Raw genomic sequence first — 15936 nt, forward strand, 5'->3', positions numbered from 1 at the left:
GGCGAAGACGGTTCCCTCGGGGATGGTCAGGTCGATGCCGTCGAGGACGGTCTTGTCACCGTAGGACTTGCGCAGTCCGACGGCCGAGACGGCGGGGGTGGTCATGGCGGGTGCTCCTTCGGGTGTGCGGACGGGTCAGTTGCTGCGGGCGGTGATGTCGCCGTAGGCGGTGGTGGCGTTGATGAAGAGGTCGGTGGTGCCGTCGTTCCGGAGGGAGTTGGTCACCCGGCCGTAGGCGGTGCCGGCGTCGAGGGCGGCGGAGGCGCCGCGGGCGGCGCCGACGGTGATGTCGCCGTGGTCGGTGCGCAGGGTGACGGTGCCGCGGTGGGCCTCGGCGACGCGCAGGGCGCCCTTCCGGGTGGTGATCTCGGCGGGCCCGCCGAGGCGGCCGACGGTGATGTCCCCGGCCTGGACGGCGAGGTGGGCGCCCGCGGTCTCGTCGAGCTTGACGGTGGCCTGGGCGGCCTCGAAGGTGACGTCTCCGAGGCGTCCGACGCCGCGGAGTTCGGCGAGGGCGGCCTTGGCCAGGACCCGGGAGCCGGCGGGCAGCTGGACGGTGATCTCGACGGAGCCGGAGTCACCGAGGAGCCGCTTCTCGGGGGCGGGGGCCTCGATGCGCAGGACGCCGTCCTTGTAGTCGACCTCGATCCGCTCGGCGGCCTTCACGTCGCGGCTCTTGGAGGCGTTGGCGGGGAGGATCTCGACGGTGGTGTCGGTGCGGTCGGCGGCGATGAGGCGGATGGTGCCGGCGGGGATGTCGAGGACGGTGGAGACGGCGGCGGGGGTGGCGAACTTCTGCATGGTCTTTCTCCTTCTCAGGGGCGGGCTCTTCGTCGTCCCGCTCTTTCCGACAAGGGAAAAGCTACGTTGCGTTCGAGGTTGCGGCAACGACTTCGTTGCCCTGGAAACTTGAAATCCCAGGCCAGAGCGGCAATTTCATTGCAATGGTTCTGGATGTAATGCAACGCAATGCGCGGTGAGCATTGCAATGGGCTGACGGTGAACGCTACGCTGACGCTGCCAGGAAGCGCCGAGCACCACAGAGCCCAGCACCACAGAGGAGACCGCGATGCCGGGAGGCCGACTCACCCAGTCCGAACGCCAGCAGATCGCCGTCGGTCTGGCCGACGGTCTGGCGTACGCGGAGATCGCCCGCCGCCTCGACCGGCCGACCTCCACCGTCACGCGCGAGGTCATGCGCAACGGCGGCCCCACCTCCTACCGCGCCGAGCTCGCCCACCGCGCCACCGAGCGCCGCGCCCAGCGCCGCGGGCAGAGCGCACCCCGGGACACGGAGGCGCCGCCGCAGCCCCACGGGCGCGACGCGGAGGCGGTGCGCGCGTACGAGGAGACGTTCACGACCGTCCTCGCGGGCTCGGGCATGCCCGCGATGATGTCCCGGGTGATGGCCTGTCTCACCCTCACCGACAGCGGCAGCCTCACCGCCGCCGAACTGGTCCAGCGGCTCCAGGTCAGCCCGGCGTCCATCTCCAAGGCGATCGCCTTCCTGGAGAGCCAGGGCTTCGTCCGCCGGGAGCGCGACGACCGCCGCCGCGAGCGCTACGTCGTCGACGACGACATCTGGTACCAGTCGATGATCTCCAGCGCGCGGTCCACCGCCCAGATCGTCGGCATCGCCCGGGAGGGCGTGGGCGTCCTCGGCCCCGACACCCCCGCCGCCGTGCGCCTGGAGAACGTCGCCCGCTTCCTCGACTACGTCTCCGAGAGCATCCTGCGCGCCGCCGAGCAGGCCCGCGAGATCCTCTCGGCCAAGCCCGAGAAGGCCCCCGAGGACACCGACGGCGGGGAGCCGGAGGAGTCCTGAGGGGCCGGGGGCCAGTGGGTACGGTCAGCCGAGCCGCTCGACCGTCAGGTGCGGGGCCAGGTCGCGGAGGAAGGCGGGCGCGTCGAAGACCGCCCCGGCCGAGGCGACGCCCACCGTCCGGGTCCGCCCCGTGAGGACGTGGCGGAGGGCCTCCACGGCGAGCGGCGCGCTGACGGCGTAGATGTCCCGCCCGCTCACCGCGGCGCGCCGCTCCTCGCCGCCGTTGCGGACGAGGACGTCGACCAGGAAGGTCTGCGCGGACCGGCCGTGCTCGTCGACCGCCGCCGGTGCGGGGGTGTCCGGGGCCGCGAGCTCCCGCGCGGCCTCGACGGCCATGTAGGTGCGCACGTCGGGGACGGCGAGGTGGCTCGGGACGGTGACGACGTCGGCCATGGTGAACTCCCCGATCACCGCGCGGGCGCCCATCGGCTCGGGGAAGACCCACTCCAGGGTCGGCGCGCTGTCGTCGCGGTACTCGATGCGCCCGTTCGCGAACACGACCCGCCGGCCGTCCCGCCGTTCGCGGGAGACCGTCCCCGCGGCGAGCGTCCCCGCGGTGGGGTGCCAGCCGCTCAGCCCGTACGCGACGTGCGCCTCGTCGGCCGTCTCCCAGTCGCCCATGGCGGCCGTGACCAGCAGGTCTCCGAGGCCCCCGAAGAAGGCCATGGCGGGGATCACCAGGGTGCCCGTGGCCTTCGCGCGGTCCGCGTAAAGCGCGAAGGTGTCGAGGTTGGCCTCGATCTCGGCCGCCACGTCCACGTACGGGATCCCCGCCCGCAGCGCCGCGTCGATCACCGGCGCGGCCGTCGTCGCGAACGGTCCCGCGCAGTTGACCACGGCGTCCGCGCCGGCCAGCGCCCGGTCGAGCGCCGCCGGGTCGTCGACCGCCGCCGGGCGCACGGCGAGCCCGCCGTGCTCCGCCGCGAGCGCCCCGAGACGGGCCGCGTCCCGCCCCGAGAGCACCGGCGTGAAGCCCCGGCGGAGCAGTTCCGCCACCACGAACCGCCCGGTGTGCCCGTACGCGCCGAACACCGTCACCGTGTACCCCGAAGTCATCGCGCTCTCCCGCCGTCCTCGTTTGTTCAACTGTGAACAATCTTGGCGCGGCCCGCCGGCCCCCGCGAGGTCCGGAACCGACACGCCCCGCACACTTCCGGACACGCCCCCGCGGTCGACTCAGGAGCTCGCGACCAGCTCCACCTCGAAGCCGTCGGCGTTCTCCAGGTAGGCCGCGTACGTGCCCTCGCCCCCCGCGTGCGGATGCCGGTCGGGGAACAGCAGCCGCCAGCCGTGCTCCTGCGCCTCGGCGGTGAGGGCGTCGACGGCGGCGCGGTCGCCCGCGTGGAAGGCGAGGTGGTTGAGGCCCGGGCGGAGCCGGTCGTGACGGTCGTCGGAACGGGCGGGCGACTGTTCGAGGACGAGGTAGGTGGGGCCGAGGACCCAGCTGCGCCCGCCCTCCCAGCGCTGGAAGGGCGCGTACCCGAGGGCGCCGAGCAACCAGCCGAAGCTCGCCTCGGCGCCCGCCAGGTCGCCCACCCATACCTCGACGTGGTGCAGGGCCCCGACGCCGGTCACGCGGCGCCCAACTGGGCCGGTAGCGGCGTCGCGTGAAGGACTGTCAGGCCGGAGACGGCGCGGGTCAGGGCCACGTACAGCCGCCGCAGGCCGGTCCGTTCGTCCGGCTCGCCGTCGACGACGGCCGCGGGCTCGTCGAGGACCACGTAGTCGTACTCCAGGCCCTTGGCGAGCGAGGCGGGGACGAGCGTCAGCCGCGACTCGGCCGTCGTCTCCTCGCCGGGGGAGAGGTGGGCGAGACCGGCCGCCGTCAGGGCCTCCGCGAGGGGCGCGATCCGCGCGTCGGCCGCGATCAGACCGACGGAACCCTCGTGGACGAGGGCCTCGACGCAGGCCGCGACGACGTCGGCGTCGAGGTCGTCGGCGGGGCGGACGACCAGCGAGCCGGGGTTCTCACGGACCGACTCCACCGCCGCGAGCCCCGGGGACATGTGCGGGAGGAGCCGCGAGGCGTACGCGATGACCTCGCGCGGCACGCGGAAACCGGCGGTCAGCTCCTCCACCACCGCCTCCGGCTTGCCCAGATGGCCGAGCGCCTGCGCCCAGCTCTCCGTGGCCCACGGGGTGGTGCCCTGCGCCAGGTCGCCCAGCACGGTCGCCGAACCCGTCGTGCAGCGCCGGCCGACGGCGCGGTACTGCATCGGGGAGAGGTCCTGCGCCTCGTCGAGGACCACGTGGCCCAGCGAGTGCGTCCGCTCCACCAGGTCCTTCGCCTCGTCGATCAGGACCGCGTCGGCCGCCGACCACTTCGCCGTCCGCACGCTGCGGGCCGGCTTCGCCCACAGCAGCAGCTTCTGCTCGTCCTCCGTGAGCAGCCCCTCGGCGTGCTCCGCCAGGAACTCCGGGTCGCTCAGCAGTCGCAGCACCAGCTTGGCGGGCTCCACGGGCGGCCAGCACTCCTTCACGACGGCCTTCACCGCGGGGTTGCGCGCGACGGCGTTCTGCACGCGGTCGTCGGGCGCCTCGCCGGCCTGCTCCATCCGCACCAGGACGGCGTGCGCGACGCGCTGCGGCAGCGCGTCGCGGGCCGCCCCGTACCGGATGTCGCGGTCGATCAACTCCTGGACGATCTCCTCCAGTTCGTACGCGGGCACCCGCCAGCGGCGCGAGCCGCGCACCACCATCAGGGACTCCTTGGGCAGCGCGATGTGGGAGCGGACCGCCCGCCGCAGCACCTCCGCCATCCGGGCGTCGCCCTTGACGACCGCCGTCGCCGCCTCGTCGGTGCCGCGGACCTCGACGTGCGCGACGAGGTCGTCGACGGTCGCCTGCCGCACCTCCAGCTCGCCCAGGGCGGGCAGGACCTGCTCGATGTACTGGAGGAAGGACCGGTTCGGCCCGATGACCAGGGTGCCGGTGCGGGCGAGCCGCTCCCGGTGCGCGTAGAGCAGGTAGGCGACACGGTGCAGGCCGACGGCCGTCTTGCCGGTGCCGGGACCCCCCTGCACGCAGACGGACCCCGAGAGGTCGGACCGGACGATCTCGTCCTGCTCCGGCTGGATCGTCGCCACGATGTCCCGCATGGGGCCCACGCGCGGCCGCTCGATCTCCGCCTGGAGCAGCCGGCTCGTCCGCTCCAGCTCCGCCGGGTCGGACAGGTGCTCGTCCTCGTAGGCGGTCAGCTCGCCGCCCGTGTACCCGAAGCGGCGGCGCAGTCCCACGTCCTGCGGGTCCTTCTTCGACGCCCGGTAGAACGGCTGCGACACCGGGGCGCGCCAGTCGATCACCATCGGGTCGCCGTCGGCGTCGTGCACGTGCCGGCGCCCGATGTAGAAGCGCTGGCCCTCCTGCGTGGTGTGCAGGTAGTCGAGCCGCCCGAAGAACAGCGGCGTGCCGGAGAGGTCGGCCAGCGCCTTGATCCGGTCCTCGATCTGGCGCCCCAGGACCAGTGAGTTGACCCAGTTCGCCGTGACGTCCTTGATGTCGAGCGCCTCGACGTCCTCGCGCATAGCGCGCAGGGCGGCGCGGGACGAGGACAGATGGGCACGCTCCCGCGAGAGCGGGTCGGATGCGGACACGGTGAAGCCTCCGGGCAGGTGGATACGCGGACACGACGAGGTGGCCGCCGGTTTCCGACCGGGCGGCGGCGCTCCACGGACGGGAGGCGGGGAAGCCGGCAAGTCTAACTCCGGCCGCCGCACCCCACGAAACCCTTTTCCCCCCTTAGGGGGGAAGGTCCGTCTCAGGTCCCGGGGTCCGTCTCACGACGGACCCCGGGTTCCACCCCCAGGGCGATGTGTTCGGAATGTCCGGATTCCATGATGGAGGCATGACCGCGACGACCTTCACCCTCGTGACCACCGTCCCCCGACCCCACCGCCTCGCCACCGCACTGCGGGCGATACGCGCCTTCGGCGGCGCGGCGGCCGCGGTCACTCTCCTGGGCGACTACGGCCCGCCGGAGGCCGGCGTCGGGAACCCGCGCCCGGTCCCTACGGCGCCAGCAGCTCGTCCGCGTCCATGATCCGGTACGCGTACCCCTGCTCCGCCAGGAACCGCTGGCGGTGCGCCGCGAAGTCCTGGTCGATGGTGTCCCGGGCGACCACCGAGTAGAAGTGCGCCTGGTGGCCGTCGGACTTCGGCCGCAGCACCCGCCCCAGCCGCTGCGCCTCCTCCTGCCGGGAACCGAAGGTGCCCGACACCTGGATCGCCACCGTCGCCTCCGGCAGGTCGATCGAGAAGTTCGCGACCTTCGACACGACCAGCACGCTGATCTCGCCGTTGCGGAACGCGTCGAAGAGCTTCTCCCGCTGCGCGTTGGACGTCTCGCCCTTGATGACCGGCGCGTCCAGGTGCTCGCCGAGCTCGTCCAGCTGGTCGATGTACTGGCCGATGACGAGGATCTGCTGCCCGGCGAACTTCTTCACCAGGGCCTCCGTCACCTTCCGCTTCGTCGCCGTCGTCGCGCAGAAGCGGTACTTCTCCTCCGCCTCGGCCGTCGCGTACGCCAGCCGCTCGGAGTCGGTCAGGTTCACCCGGACCTCGACGCAGTCGGCGGGCGCGATGTACCCCTGCGCCTCGATCTCCTTCCACGGGGCGTCGAACCGCTTCGGCCCGATCAGCGAGAACACGTCCGACTCGCGGCCGTCCTCGCGGACGAGCGTCGCGGTCAGCCCGAGCCGCCGGCGTGCCTGGAGGTCCGCCGTGAACTTGAAGACCGGCGCGGGCAGCAGGTGCACCTCGTCGTAGACGATCAGGCCCCAGTCCCGGGAGTCGAACAGCTCCAGGTGCGGATAGACGCCCTTCCGCCGGGTCGTCAGCACCTGGTACGTGGCGATGGTGACCGGACGGATCTCCTTCTTCGTCCCGCTGTACTCGCCGATCTCGTCCTCGGTCAGCGAGGTCCGCTTCACCAGCTCGTGCTTCCACTGCCGCGCCGAGACCGTGTTGGTCACCAGGATCAGCGTCGTCGCCTTCGCCTGCGCCATCGCGCCCGCGCCGACCAGCGTCTTCCCCGCGCCGCAGGGCAGCACGACCACGCCGGAACCGCCGTGCCAGAAGCCGTCGACCGCCTGCTTCTGGTACGGCCGCAGGCTCCAGCCGTCCTCCGCCAGGTCGATCCGGTGCGCCTCGCCGTCCACGTACCCGGCGAGGTCCTCCGCCGGCCAGCCCAGCTTCAGCAGCGTCTGCTTGATCTGCCCCCGCTCGGAGGGGTGCACGGCGACGGTGTCCGCGTCGATCCGCTCCCCGACCAGCGGCTGCACCTTCCTCGACCGGAGGATCTCCTCCAGGACCGGCCGGTCCGTGCTGGTCAGCACCAGACCGTGCGTCGGGTGCTTGGACAGCGTCAGCCGGCCGTACCGCGCCATGGTCTCCGCGATGTCGACCAGCAGCGCGTGCGGCACCGGGTACCGCGAGTACTCGACCAGCGCGTCGACGACCTGCTCGGCGTCGTGCCCGGCGGCCCGCGCGTTCCACAGCCCCAGCGGCGTCAGCCGGTAGGTGTGGATGTGCTCCGGCGCCCGCTCCAGCTCGGCGAACGGCGCGATCGCCCGCCGGCACGCCTCGGCGAGCTCGTGGTCGACCTCCAGGAGGAGCGTTTTGTCGCTCTGGACGATGAGTGGCCCATTCACGTGCGATCAGGTCCTTCCCGGGCCGCTCCGACGTCGGCCAATCCTCCAGTCTGCCCGATGGAGAGCCGTCCCGGGGTGTCCGTCGGCGTCGCGGGCCGGCCGGAGGCCCGCCGGGTCCGGTCCGGCGGCCACGGGGGAGCGGCCGGACCGGGGCCACTGTCCCGGGGCAGCGGCCGACCGGGACGGCGAGGCCGCCCGGACGTCGTGTCATGAGTACGTGGCACATGCCGGATGAGTAGGCGCACTCTGGTGCAGGGCCGGGCGGGGGCGCTGGGATGGGGGCATGCCGCCGACCGCCGGGGCCGGGGAGCGGCCCGAGCCCGCACTCCCGTCCGCCGCGCACGACCCGATCTGGTGGGCGGCGCCGCTGACCGGCAGCCTCGGCGGGCCGTTGCTCGTGCTGCTGACCGGTGCGACGGTCGGACTGCCGGCCGCGCCCCCGGCCGTGATCGCCGCGAGTCTGCTGCCGCCGCTCCTGACGGCGGCCCCCACGTGGTTCCTCCCGCGCACGCTGCGGTGGCGCCGGGCCCGCCGGCTCCTCGCGGGGCTGGCGTGCGCCGTCGGACTCGCCTTTCCCGTGTGCGTGGGAGTCCTGGGCGTCGAGTCCCTCGCGACGGTGCCGCCGACGGCCGGCACCGTCGGCCCGTGAACGGGGTCAGACCTGGTCGTCGGCGAGTTCCGCCACGCCCGTGATGCGGTGCAGCGGATAGGTGCGGACCTCGTCGGCCGTGTGGTCGTAGCCGGTGACGAAGCCGCCCTCGACCCGGACCGGGGCGATGACGCGCTGGCTGGCGGCGCCGTCGGCGTTCACGTAGCCGATCCAGACGGCCGAACCGGTCATCGCCGCGGCCTGCACCGTGGCGAGGGTCTCGGCGGCGGAGGTACGGGGGAGCGCGCCGGCGGCGGTCGCGGGCGCGGGCTCCCTGCGCACCGCCGTCGCGGCCCGGTCGCCGGCGCGGATCGCCTTCACCGCCGCGCCGAGGAGCGTCGCGTCGGGGGCGGGCGGGCCGTCGGGGACCGGCACGGGGGCCGTGCGGGCGGGGGTGCGGTAGGCGTCGGCGCGGGTGACGAGGACGTCGCCCTCCGCGGACTCGGCCGCCGGCGCGTACCCCATCGACCGCAGCCCGGCGAGCAGGGACGCCGGATCGGTCTGCGCGGCGAGCACGGTCGGCGCGAGCCGGCGCAGCCCGAGCGCCGCCGAGCGCCGGTCGGCCAGGATCTCGCCGAGGACCGTGTCGTCGTCGCACCGCAGATACGCCGACGCCGCCCCCACCTTCAGGTGCCCGTGCCGCCGCGCCACGTCGTCGACGAGGTAGGCCAGCGGCTGCGGCACGGGCGTGCGGGAGTGCGCGGCGAGGAAGGAGTGCAGGTCGGAGGCGGTCTGCCCGGAGTCGAGGGCCCGCCGCACGGAGCCCGGGGTGAACCGGTAGACCGTGGCGCCACCCTTCGACTCCACGTCCGCCAGGACGGCGAGGGCGTCGGCGAGCGGCCGCAGCAGCGGACCGGGCGCGACGGCCGTCAGGTCGGCCTGGAGGAGGACGTGGTCGACGGCCTCGGGGAGCAGCGGCGCCAGGAGCGTCGCCGCGCGCCCGGCGGCCACCGACAGCTCGACCCGGCCGCCGTGGTCGGCCGGGGTCGCGGCCTCCGCCAGCGGCAGGTTGAGCAGGGCGCGGGCCGGCGCCGACAGCGCGCCGCGGCCGGTCAGCCCGAGGAGCTCGGCCTCGGCGAGCGTCCAGCGCGCCAGCCGCGACCGCAGGTCGCCGTGGGTCTCGGGGACCGGAGCGGGCTCCGGGCCGTCGTCCACGCCGTTCGTCGGGCGCGGCGGCCGCGGCGGACCGGCCGGGGCGGCGCCCCGCGGCGGACGCTCCCAGCGCATCCGGGCGAAGAGCGTCCCGGGATCGGCGGCGGCGCCCGGCGGCAGCGTCGCGAGGAGTTCGAGGACCCGGTGGCGGACCTCGGGGGCCGGCGCCCGGTCCAGGTCGGGACCGAGGGCGGAGAGCGTGCGGCCCTTGGTGTCCTGGCCGCCGACCAGACCCGACGTGCGGGTCGCGGTCAGCCAGGGGGTGACGAGCCGCGCCCAGCGCTCGGCGGGCGGCAGGTCGAGCCAGTCGTCCCAGGCGGGCGTCGGGGCGTACCGCTCGTCGGCCTCGCCGTCGGAGGCGAGCAGCCCGGCGCCGAACGCCAGCTCCAGCCAGAAGCAGGCCGTCTCCTCGGTGACGTCCAGGGCCGCGGCCGTCCGCTTGAGGTCCCGCACCGCGAGACCGCCGGCCCGCAGCACCGGGGGGCCGCCCTGGTCCCAGGACTTCAGCAGCTCCTCGACGGTCGCCAGGGCCACGTGCGCCTGCCCGGCGGCCGCGCTGTCCACCACCTGGGGACGGTACTCGCGCAGCACCGCCGGCTCCGGTGCGACCGGCTCCGGCATCCGGTGGGCCCGTCCGCCGCGCAGATGCAGCGCCACCTCGCGCGGCAGCACCATCGTCCGCGGCGACACCGGCAGCAGCAGGCCCCGGTCGCGCAGCCAGCGCACGGGCGGTGCCGGGTTCGCCGTCACCTCGCCGTACGGCGGACCCCAGACGAGGCGGTCCAGGACGGTCAGCGCCTCCGGTGACGCCGTGTCGAGCAGCTCGCCCATCCGCGCCCGGTCGGTGAACAGTCCCGTCAGGACCGCCACCGCCGACACCGGGTCGTGCGTCGACGTCAGCCCGGCCGCCGCGATGATCTCCTGCACGCGGCCCGGCGACATGCCGGCCGTCGCCTCCGCGACCGTCGGCCCCAGGCCCGTCGGGGAGGGGTGCTGCGCCGACGGCGCCAGCAGCTCCCGGGCGGTCCGCACGAGCCGCAGCCGGTCGTCCTCGCCCCACACCAGCGCCTGCTCGCGCAGCAGCGCCACCGCGCCCGGCAGGGCCGCCTCGATCTCGGCGTCCCCCTCGTCGCCGGTCAGCAGCCCGAGGAGGACGGAGTACGGCGCCGGGTCGGGGGCGATCGCGAGCGCTTCCGCCGTCTGGAGGGCGAACCGGTCCAGCCGCTCCAGGGCGCGCACCACCGAACCCCGCGTGCCGGCGCGGGTCGCCAGCTGCGTCAGGTCGTTCGGCACGGGGCTCAGCAGGTCCGGGCGGGCCCGGAGCAGCGCGGCGAGCCCGTCGTCGCCCCGCGTGCGCAGCGCCTCCGCGAGCGTGCGCGGCGCCCCGCCGGCGCCAGTTACCTCGGGCACGTGCGCCTCCCGGTCGAGCTCACCGATCCCCATCCGCCCCACGTTAGCCCCAATCCGCACGGCGGAGCCCGCCGCGCAGGCGCTAACGTCGGCCCGTACCGGGCGAACCGGCCGTGGAGGGGCACCGTGGGGATCGAGAGCGACCAGCTGGTCTACGACTATCTGAGCCGGGTCGGCGATCTGGCCCAGCAACGGCATCTGCCCGCGAGCGACCGCATGCGCCTGGTCTCCGGTCTCCGCAACGAGATCGACCGGCGCCGCGCCACCCACGGCGAGACGAGCCCCGCCGCCGTCCGCACCATCCTCGGCTCGCTCGGCACCCCGGACGAGGTCGTCGACCGCGCCGCCCCGTCCCCTTCCCCGTTCCCGCCGCCCTCCCCGGCGTCGGCCTCCCCGGACGGAGCGCCGTTCCCGAAGCCCCGCGCGGGCGACGGGCCCGGCCGGGACCCGGAGGAGGACGCGGCCGGGGACGCGGCCGGCGGCCGGGGACGCGGCCCAGGGAAGGGCGCCGGCCGGCCGGGCCCCGGGCGGTCAGGGGAGGACCGGCCGGAACGGGGCGGCCTCCTCCGGTTCGGCCGCCGTCGCCGCTCCGGCGCCTCCGGCAAGAAGGTTCCGGGCCCGGGCGCGTCGGTCTCCGCGGAGACGCGGAACGCCCCGCCGACGGATTCCGCCGCCTCCGCCGGCCTCGGGGCCGACGGCCTCGCCGGCCCGGGGGCGGACCGGGACTGGTGGGAGACGGACGCCGCCGACGGCCTTCCCGGGTTCTCCGGCGGCGTCGAGCGGCCGGACCTCTTTACGCCGCCGGAGCCGGAGGAGGACGAGGAGGAGCCGGCGGAGCCCGCGCCGGACGGACGCCGCCGCCTCGCCCGCGTCCTGCGGCCGCGGAGGAAGGACGCCGCATCCGCCCCCGGGACCGAGGCGGCGCCGGAGGCCGTCGACGGGCCGGCCGGGCGGTCCGTCCTGCGGCTGGGCAGCCCGTTCGTCGTCCTCGCCGCGCTGCTGCTCCTCGGCGGCGCGGCCTTCGGATCGCTGCTCGCCCTGGCCGCCGGCTGGCTGCTGGCGTACGCCTCCCGCCGTCTCACCCCGGCCGAGGTGAAGGGCGCGGTCCTCGTCCTTCCCGGCCTGGCCGTCACGGCCGGCGCGGTCTGGCTGTGGGGCCGGGTGGGAGGCCGGTGGGGCGCCGCCGTGGCCCCCGGCGGCGAGGCGCTGGGCGCGGCCCTCTCCGAGACCTGGCCGTGGACCCTCCGGGGCGCCGCGGTCGCGTCCGGCCTGTTCCTGCTGTGGCGCGCCCGCAGGTACTGAGCCCGCGCCCGCGCCACCCCGGCTACGGGACGGTCTTCGCCGCCGCCTCGGCGTCCGCGTGCCAGGGGGCGCCCGGGACGACCAGAGGGGAGCCGGTGACCGGGTCGGGGACGACGACGGACTCCAGGCCGAAGACGTCCCGGACGAGGTCGGCGGTCACGATCTCTTCCGGGGGCCCCTCGGCGACGACGCGGCCGGCCTTCATGGCGACCAGGTGGTCGGCGTAGCGGGCGGCCTGGTTGAGGTCGTGGAGGACGAGGACGACGGTCCGGCCGCGCAGGCGGTTGAGGCGGCGCACCAGGTCGAGGACCTCGACCTGGTGGGAGATGTCCAGGTAGGTGGTGGGCTCGTCGAGCAGCAGCAGGTCGGTCTCCTGGGCGAGGGCCATCGCGATCCAGACCCGCTGGCGCTGGCCGCCGGAGAGTTCGTCCACGGAGCGGTCGGCCAGCGCCGTCACGTCGGTGCGGGCCATGGCGTCGACGACGGCCCGCTCGTCCTCGTCGGACCACTGCCGCCACCACGCCTGGTGCGGCTGGCGGCCGCGGGAGACCAGGTCGGCGACGGTGATCGCCTCGGGGGCCACGGGGGTCTGCGGCAGCAGCCCGATGGAGCGGGCGATCCGCTTGGTGGGGAGCTTCGCCAGCTCCTCGCCGTCGAGGAGGACCGCGCCGCCGGCGGGCCTGAGGAGCCGGCCCAGCGCGCGCAGGGTGGTCGACTTGCCGCAGGCGTTGGGGCCGACGATGACGGTCACCCGGCCGTCGGGGACCGCGAGGTCCAGTCCGTCGACGACCGTGCGGTCCTCGTAGGCGAGCGTCAGCCCGCGTGCGGTCAGCCTGCTGCTCACGCCTTGCCTCCAGCGGTTCCCGAGTGTGCGGCGGTACGGCTCCGGACGATGAGCCAGATGAGGTACGGGGCGCCGACCGCGGCCGTGAGGACGCCCACGGGCAGTTCGACGGGGGAGAGGAGCCGCCGGCCCGCGAGGTCGGCGACGACCACGATCACCGCGCCGGCGAGCGCGGAGCCAAGGAGCGGGATCTGCGCGGTCCGCGTCATGCGGCGGGCGATCTGCGGGGCGAGCAGGGCCACGAAGTCGACGGGCCCGGCGACGCCCGTCGCGACCGACGCGAGGACGACGCCGACGGCGACGAGCCCGAGCCGGACCCGGCCGAGCCGGACGCCGAGCGCGGTCGCCGTGTCGTCGTCGAGGGAGACGGTCCGCTGGGCGCGGGCCGCCCACAGCACGGCGGGCAGCATGAGCAGCAGCGTCCAGCGGACCGGCGCCGACTCCTCCCAGCCGCGGCCGTTGAGCGAGCCCGTCATCCAGATCTGGGCCTGCTGGGCGACGAGGTAGTCGCCCTTCGTCATGAAGAGCGTCGTCAGCGACCGCAGGGCGATCGCGAAGCCGATGCCGATGAGCACGAACCGGGTCGCGTGCAGTCCGCCGCGCCAGGCGAACACGTACACGAGCGCGGCGGCCAGGATGCCGCCGGCGATCGAGAGGTACGGCAGGACGGTGTACGAGGTGAGGCCGAAGGTCATGGCGGCGACCGTGACGGCCCCCGCGCCCTGGCTGATGCCGATGATGTCGGGGCTGGCGAGCGGGTTGCGGGCGACGGTCTGGATGAGGGCGCCCGCGATCCCGAAGGCGGCGCCGACGGCGAGGGCGACGACGAGCCGGGGCTCGCGCAGCTCCGCCACGACGAACGCGGAGGGCGACGGCTGCCCCAGGAGGATCCGCAGCACCTCCGAGGGGGAGACGAACCGCTCGCCGACGCAGAGGTACGCCACCGAGGCCGCGGCCAGGAGCAGCAGGAGGCCCGCGGCGACGACGGCCGAGCGCCGGTGGACCAGGAAGGAGCCCCGTCCGGCGCGCACGAGCCCGTACCCGGCGGGCCGGACGCCGGCCCGGGCGGGGGCGGGGGCGGCCGTACGGACGTCGGCGGGGGCGGTCACGCCGGCACCGCCTTCCGGCGCACGAGGGCCACCAGGAACGGCACCCCGATGAGGGCCGTCATCACCCCGGCCGGGACCTCGCCCGGCGGGAACACGACCCGGCCGGCGACGTCGGCGACGAGCAGCATCACCGGCCCGATGAGCGCGGCCATCGGCAGCACCCAGCGGTGGTCGGAGCCGACCACGGCCCGCGCGATGTGCGGGACGGCGAGGCCGACGAAGGCGACGGGTCCGGCGGCGGCCACCGCGGCCCCGGTCAGCACGGTCGCGCCGAGCCCGCCGACGATCCGCACGGTCGCGACGCGCTGCCCGAGGCCCTTGGCGACGTCCTCGCCGAGCGCGAGGGCGTCGAGGCCCCGCGCCACCGACAGCACCAGGACCGCGCCGAGGAGCAGGAACGGCCAGATCTGCCCGACCAGCTGGGCGTCGCGCCCGTCGAGCGAGCCGATCTGCCAGAACCGGAACTCGTCGAGCGCCGACGCCTTCGTGGTGAGGACGCCGGTGGTGACGGAGAGCAGCAGCGCGTTGATCGCGGCGCCGCCGAGCGCCAGTTTCACCGGGGTCGCCCCGCCGCGTCCGCCGGACGCGATCGCGTAGACGGCGACGGAGGCGACCGCGGCGCCGGCGAAGGCGAACCACACGTACCCGCCGAGGCTGTGCACCCCGAGGAAGGCGATGGCGAGCACGACGGCCACCGAGGAGCCCTGGCTGATGCCGAGGATGCCCGGGTCGGCGATCGGATTGCGGGTGATGCCCTGGAGCGCGGTCCCGGCGAGCGCCAGTGCGGCGCCGACCATCAGCCCGATGAGCGTGCGCGGCACCCGGAGCTGCCGGACGACCTCGGCGTCGGCGCTCGTCCCGCCGTGCAGGAGCGCGTCGACCACGGTGGACGGGGCGATGGCCCGGGCGCCCACGGCGAGGCTGAGGAGGACGGCGACGAGCAGGGCGACGACGGCCGCCGAGGTCGCGAGGACCCGTCTGGAGGGGACTGCGGCTGACATGCGGGACCCCTCGGGGGAGTACAGGTTCGGTAAGGCTCGCCTCAGTGTAAGCAGCACTCAAATGCGGACGGCCGGGGCCGGGTGTCCCCGAGAATGGACCCATGACGACCACGCAACCGCAGCTCACCGTCGGTTTCGACCTCGACCTGACCCTGCTCGACACCCGTCCGGGCATCAGGGCGGCCTACGTCGCCTTCTCCGCCGAGGTCGGCGTCCCGATCGACGCCGACCTCGTCGTGAGCCGCCTCGGCCCGCCGCTGGAGCAGGAGATGGCGAACTGGTTCCCCGCGGACCGGGTCACCGAGATGACCGCCCGCTACCGCGCCCTGTACCCCTCGTACGCGATCGAGCCCACCGTGCCGATGCCGGGGGCGCGGGACGCCGTCGCCGCCGTCCGCGAGGCGGGCGGCCGGACCCTTGTCGTCACCGCGAAGAACGGGCCGCACGCCGAACTGCACCTCGACCACCTCGGCATCGAGCCCGACGCGGTCGTCGGCGGCCTGTGGGCCGAGGGCAAGGCGGAGGCGCTGCGCGCCCACGGCGCCGGGGTGTACGTCGGCGACCACGTCGGAGACGTCCGCGGCGCGGCGACCGCGGGCGCCGTCTCGGTGGCCGTGGCCACCGGCCCCTGCAGCCCCGAGGAGCTCCGCGCGGCCGGTGCCGACGTGGTCCTCGCGGACCTGACGGACTTCCGTGCCTGGTGGGAGGACTACCGCGGCTGAGCCGCCGCGGCGGAACCCTCCCGGGCCTGCCGCCGCTGGGCCGCGATCGACCGCAGCACCCCGGCGGCGGCGACGAGGAATCCGACGCCCATCAGCATCGACACGGTGTACGCGACGGTGGGGAACGGGTCCGTCCCGAGGAACAGCGGAGCCACCGTGACCAGCGTGGCTACCGCGCCGATCGCGAACAGCACGACACCGGCCTTGACGAGGCCGTCGCCGGGAGCGCTGTCGTTCACCGGCACGGCGGGGGTTTCACTACGCATCCCGCCAG

Annotated in this window: 14 protein-coding genes and 1 pseudogene; 4 read left to right on the top strand and 11 right to left on the bottom strand. The window is 75.0% G+C overall.

Features of this window, described 5'->3' with window-relative positions; all coding sequences use genetic code 11:
* Together AB0424_RS11300 and AB0424_RS11305 are read right to left on the bottom strand one after the other, a co-directional pair.
* Positions 1 to 105 (bottom strand): annotated as a pseudogene (locus tag AB0424_RS11300) (ABC transporter); the annotation flags it as partial.
* Positions 106 to 135: 30 nt separating this feature from the next.
* A complete protein-coding gene (locus tag AB0424_RS11305) occupies positions 136 to 801 on the bottom strand; it encodes a DUF4097 family beta strand repeat-containing protein (RefSeq protein ID WP_366304169.1) in 666 nt (221 codons plus the stop codon).
* Positions 802 to 1069: 268 nt separating this feature from the next.
* Between AB0424_RS11305 and AB0424_RS11310 the strand changes: the two genes are divergently transcribed.
* The gene (locus AB0424_RS11310) at positions 1070 to 1825 is read left to right on the top strand and encodes a helix-turn-helix domain-containing protein (protein ID WP_366304171.1); all 756 of its coding nucleotides are present in this window, start codon (positions 1070 to 1072) and stop codon (positions 1823 to 1825) included.
* A 24-nt stretch (positions 1826 to 1849) separates the two neighbouring features.
* Here the strand turns inward: AB0424_RS11310 and AB0424_RS11315 are convergent, their stop codons facing one another.
* From AB0424_RS11315 to AB0424_RS11330, 4 genes are all read right to left on the bottom strand, one after another.
* Positions 1850 to 2881 carry a saccharopine dehydrogenase NADP-binding domain-containing protein gene (locus AB0424_RS11315; RefSeq protein WP_366304173.1) on the bottom strand — a complete coding sequence of 344 codons (1032 nt, stop codon included), beginning with the start codon at positions 2879 to 2881 and terminating at the stop codon, positions 1850 to 1852.
* Between the two features lie 120 nt (positions 2882 to 3001).
* Positions 3002 to 3400 (bottom strand): VOC family protein, encoded by a 399-nt coding sequence (locus AB0424_RS11320; RefSeq protein ID WP_366304175.1) that lies wholly within the window; start codon positions 3398 to 3400, stop codon positions 3002 to 3004.
* Complete coding sequence (locus AB0424_RS11325; protein WP_366304177.1) at positions 3397 to 5418, bottom strand: ATP-binding domain-containing protein; 2022 nt, start codon at positions 5416 to 5418, stop codon at positions 3397 to 3399. The genes AB0424_RS11320 and AB0424_RS11325 overlap by 4 nt, the downstream gene beginning before the upstream one ends.
* Before the next feature lie 414 nt (positions 5419 to 5832).
* Entirely contained in the window at positions 5833 to 7473 is a 1641-nt protein-coding gene (locus tag AB0424_RS11330; RefSeq protein ID WP_366304179.1) for a DNA repair helicase XPB, read from the bottom strand.
* A 283-nt stretch (positions 7474 to 7756) separates the two neighbouring features.
* Here AB0424_RS11330 and AB0424_RS11335 point away from each other — a divergent pair, with 283 nt between their 5' ends.
* Complete coding sequence (locus tag AB0424_RS11335) at positions 7757 to 8122, top strand: hypothetical protein (RefSeq protein ID WP_366304181.1); 366 nt, start codon at positions 7757 to 7759, stop codon at positions 8120 to 8122.
* A 6-nt stretch (positions 8123 to 8128) separates the two neighbouring features.
* Here AB0424_RS11335 and AB0424_RS11340 read toward each other — a convergent pair whose 3' ends face one another.
* On the bottom strand, positions 8129 to 10717 hold the full coding sequence (locus AB0424_RS11340; protein ID WP_366304183.1) for a helicase C-terminal domain-containing protein: 2589 nt from the start codon (positions 10715 to 10717) through the stop codon (positions 8129 to 8131).
* A gap of 93 nt (positions 10718 to 10810) precedes the next feature.
* On the opposite strand from AB0424_RS11340, the gene AB0424_RS11345 reads away from it, so the two are divergent.
* Positions 10811 to 11986 carry a hypothetical protein gene (locus AB0424_RS11345; protein ID WP_366304185.1) on the top strand — a complete coding sequence of 392 codons (1176 nt, stop codon included), beginning with the start codon at positions 10811 to 10813 and terminating at the stop codon, positions 11984 to 11986.
* A gap of 22 nt (positions 11987 to 12008) precedes the next feature.
* Here the strand turns inward: AB0424_RS11345 and AB0424_RS11350 are convergent, their stop codons facing one another.
* Genes AB0424_RS11350 through AB0424_RS11360 form a run of 3 tightly spaced genes read right to left on the bottom strand, consistent with a single transcriptional unit; the run spans position 12009 to position 14940 of the window.
* Positions 12009 to 12830: an ABC transporter ATP-binding protein gene (locus AB0424_RS11350; protein ID WP_366304187.1), complete on the bottom strand. Its 822-nt coding sequence runs from the start codon at positions 12828 to 12830 to the stop codon at positions 12009 to 12011.
* On the bottom strand, positions 12827 to 13939 hold the full coding sequence (locus tag AB0424_RS11355) for an iron chelate uptake ABC transporter family permease subunit (RefSeq protein ID WP_366304189.1): 1113 nt from the start codon (positions 13937 to 13939) through the stop codon (positions 12827 to 12829). The genes AB0424_RS11350 and AB0424_RS11355 overlap by 4 nt, the downstream gene beginning before the upstream one ends.
* Positions 13936 to 14940 (bottom strand): iron chelate uptake ABC transporter family permease subunit, encoded by a 1005-nt coding sequence (locus AB0424_RS11360; protein WP_366304191.1) that lies wholly within the window; start codon positions 14938 to 14940, stop codon positions 13936 to 13938. Before AB0424_RS11360 ends, AB0424_RS11355 begins: the two co-directional genes overlap by 4 nt.
* Before the next feature lie 101 nt (positions 14941 to 15041).
* On the opposite strand from AB0424_RS11360, the gene AB0424_RS11365 reads away from it, so the two are divergent.
* Entirely contained in the window at positions 15042 to 15662 is a 621-nt protein-coding gene (locus tag AB0424_RS11365) for an HAD family hydrolase (protein ID WP_366304193.1), read from the top strand.
* On the opposite strand, the gene AB0424_RS11370 is transcribed toward AB0424_RS11365, so the two are convergent.
* Entirely contained in the window at positions 15650 to 15928 is a 279-nt protein-coding gene (locus tag AB0424_RS11370) for a hypothetical protein (protein ID WP_366304195.1), read from the bottom strand. The two genes, AB0424_RS11365 and AB0424_RS11370, sit on opposite strands and share 13 nt — an antisense overlap.
* Positions 15929 to 15936 lie beyond the last annotated feature (8 nt).

Source organism: Streptomyces sp. NPDC051180, assembly GCF_040689545.1.
GTDB lineage: Bacteria > Actinomycetota > Actinomycetes > Streptomycetales > Streptomycetaceae > Streptomyces.

What these genes read in the sequence shown, in the direction of transcription:
- AB0424_RS11305 (WP_366304169.1), bottom strand. Translation starts at nt 801, where the DNA reads ATGCAGAAGTTCGCCACCCCCGCCGCCGTCTCCACCGTCCTCGACATC.
- AB0424_RS11310 (WP_366304171.1), top strand. Translation starts at nt 1,070, where the DNA reads ATGCCGGGAGGCCGACTCACCCAGTCCGAACGCCAGCAGATCGCCGTC.
- AB0424_RS11340 (WP_366304183.1), bottom strand. Translation starts at nt 10,717, where the DNA reads ATGGGGATCGGTGAGCTCGACCGGGAGGCGCACGTGCCCGAGGTAACT.
- AB0424_RS11315 (WP_366304173.1), bottom strand. Translation starts at nt 2,881, where the DNA reads ATGACTTCGGGGTACACGGTGACGGTGTTCGGCGCGTACGGGCACACC.
- AB0424_RS11365 (WP_366304193.1), top strand. Translation starts at nt 15,042, where the DNA reads ATGACGACCACGCAACCGCAGCTCACCGTCGGTTTCGACCTCGACCTG.
- AB0424_RS11370 (WP_366304195.1), bottom strand. Translation starts at nt 15,928, where the DNA reads ATGCGTAGTGAAACCCCCGCCGTGCCGGTGAACGACAGCGCTCCCGGC.
- AB0424_RS11335 (WP_366304181.1), top strand. Translation starts at nt 7,757, where the DNA reads ATGCCGCCGACCGCCGGGGCCGGGGAGCGGCCCGAGCCCGCACTCCCG.
- AB0424_RS11360 (WP_366304191.1), bottom strand. Translation starts at nt 14,940, where the DNA reads ATGTCAGCCGCAGTCCCCTCCAGACGGGTCCTCGCGACCTCGGCGGCC.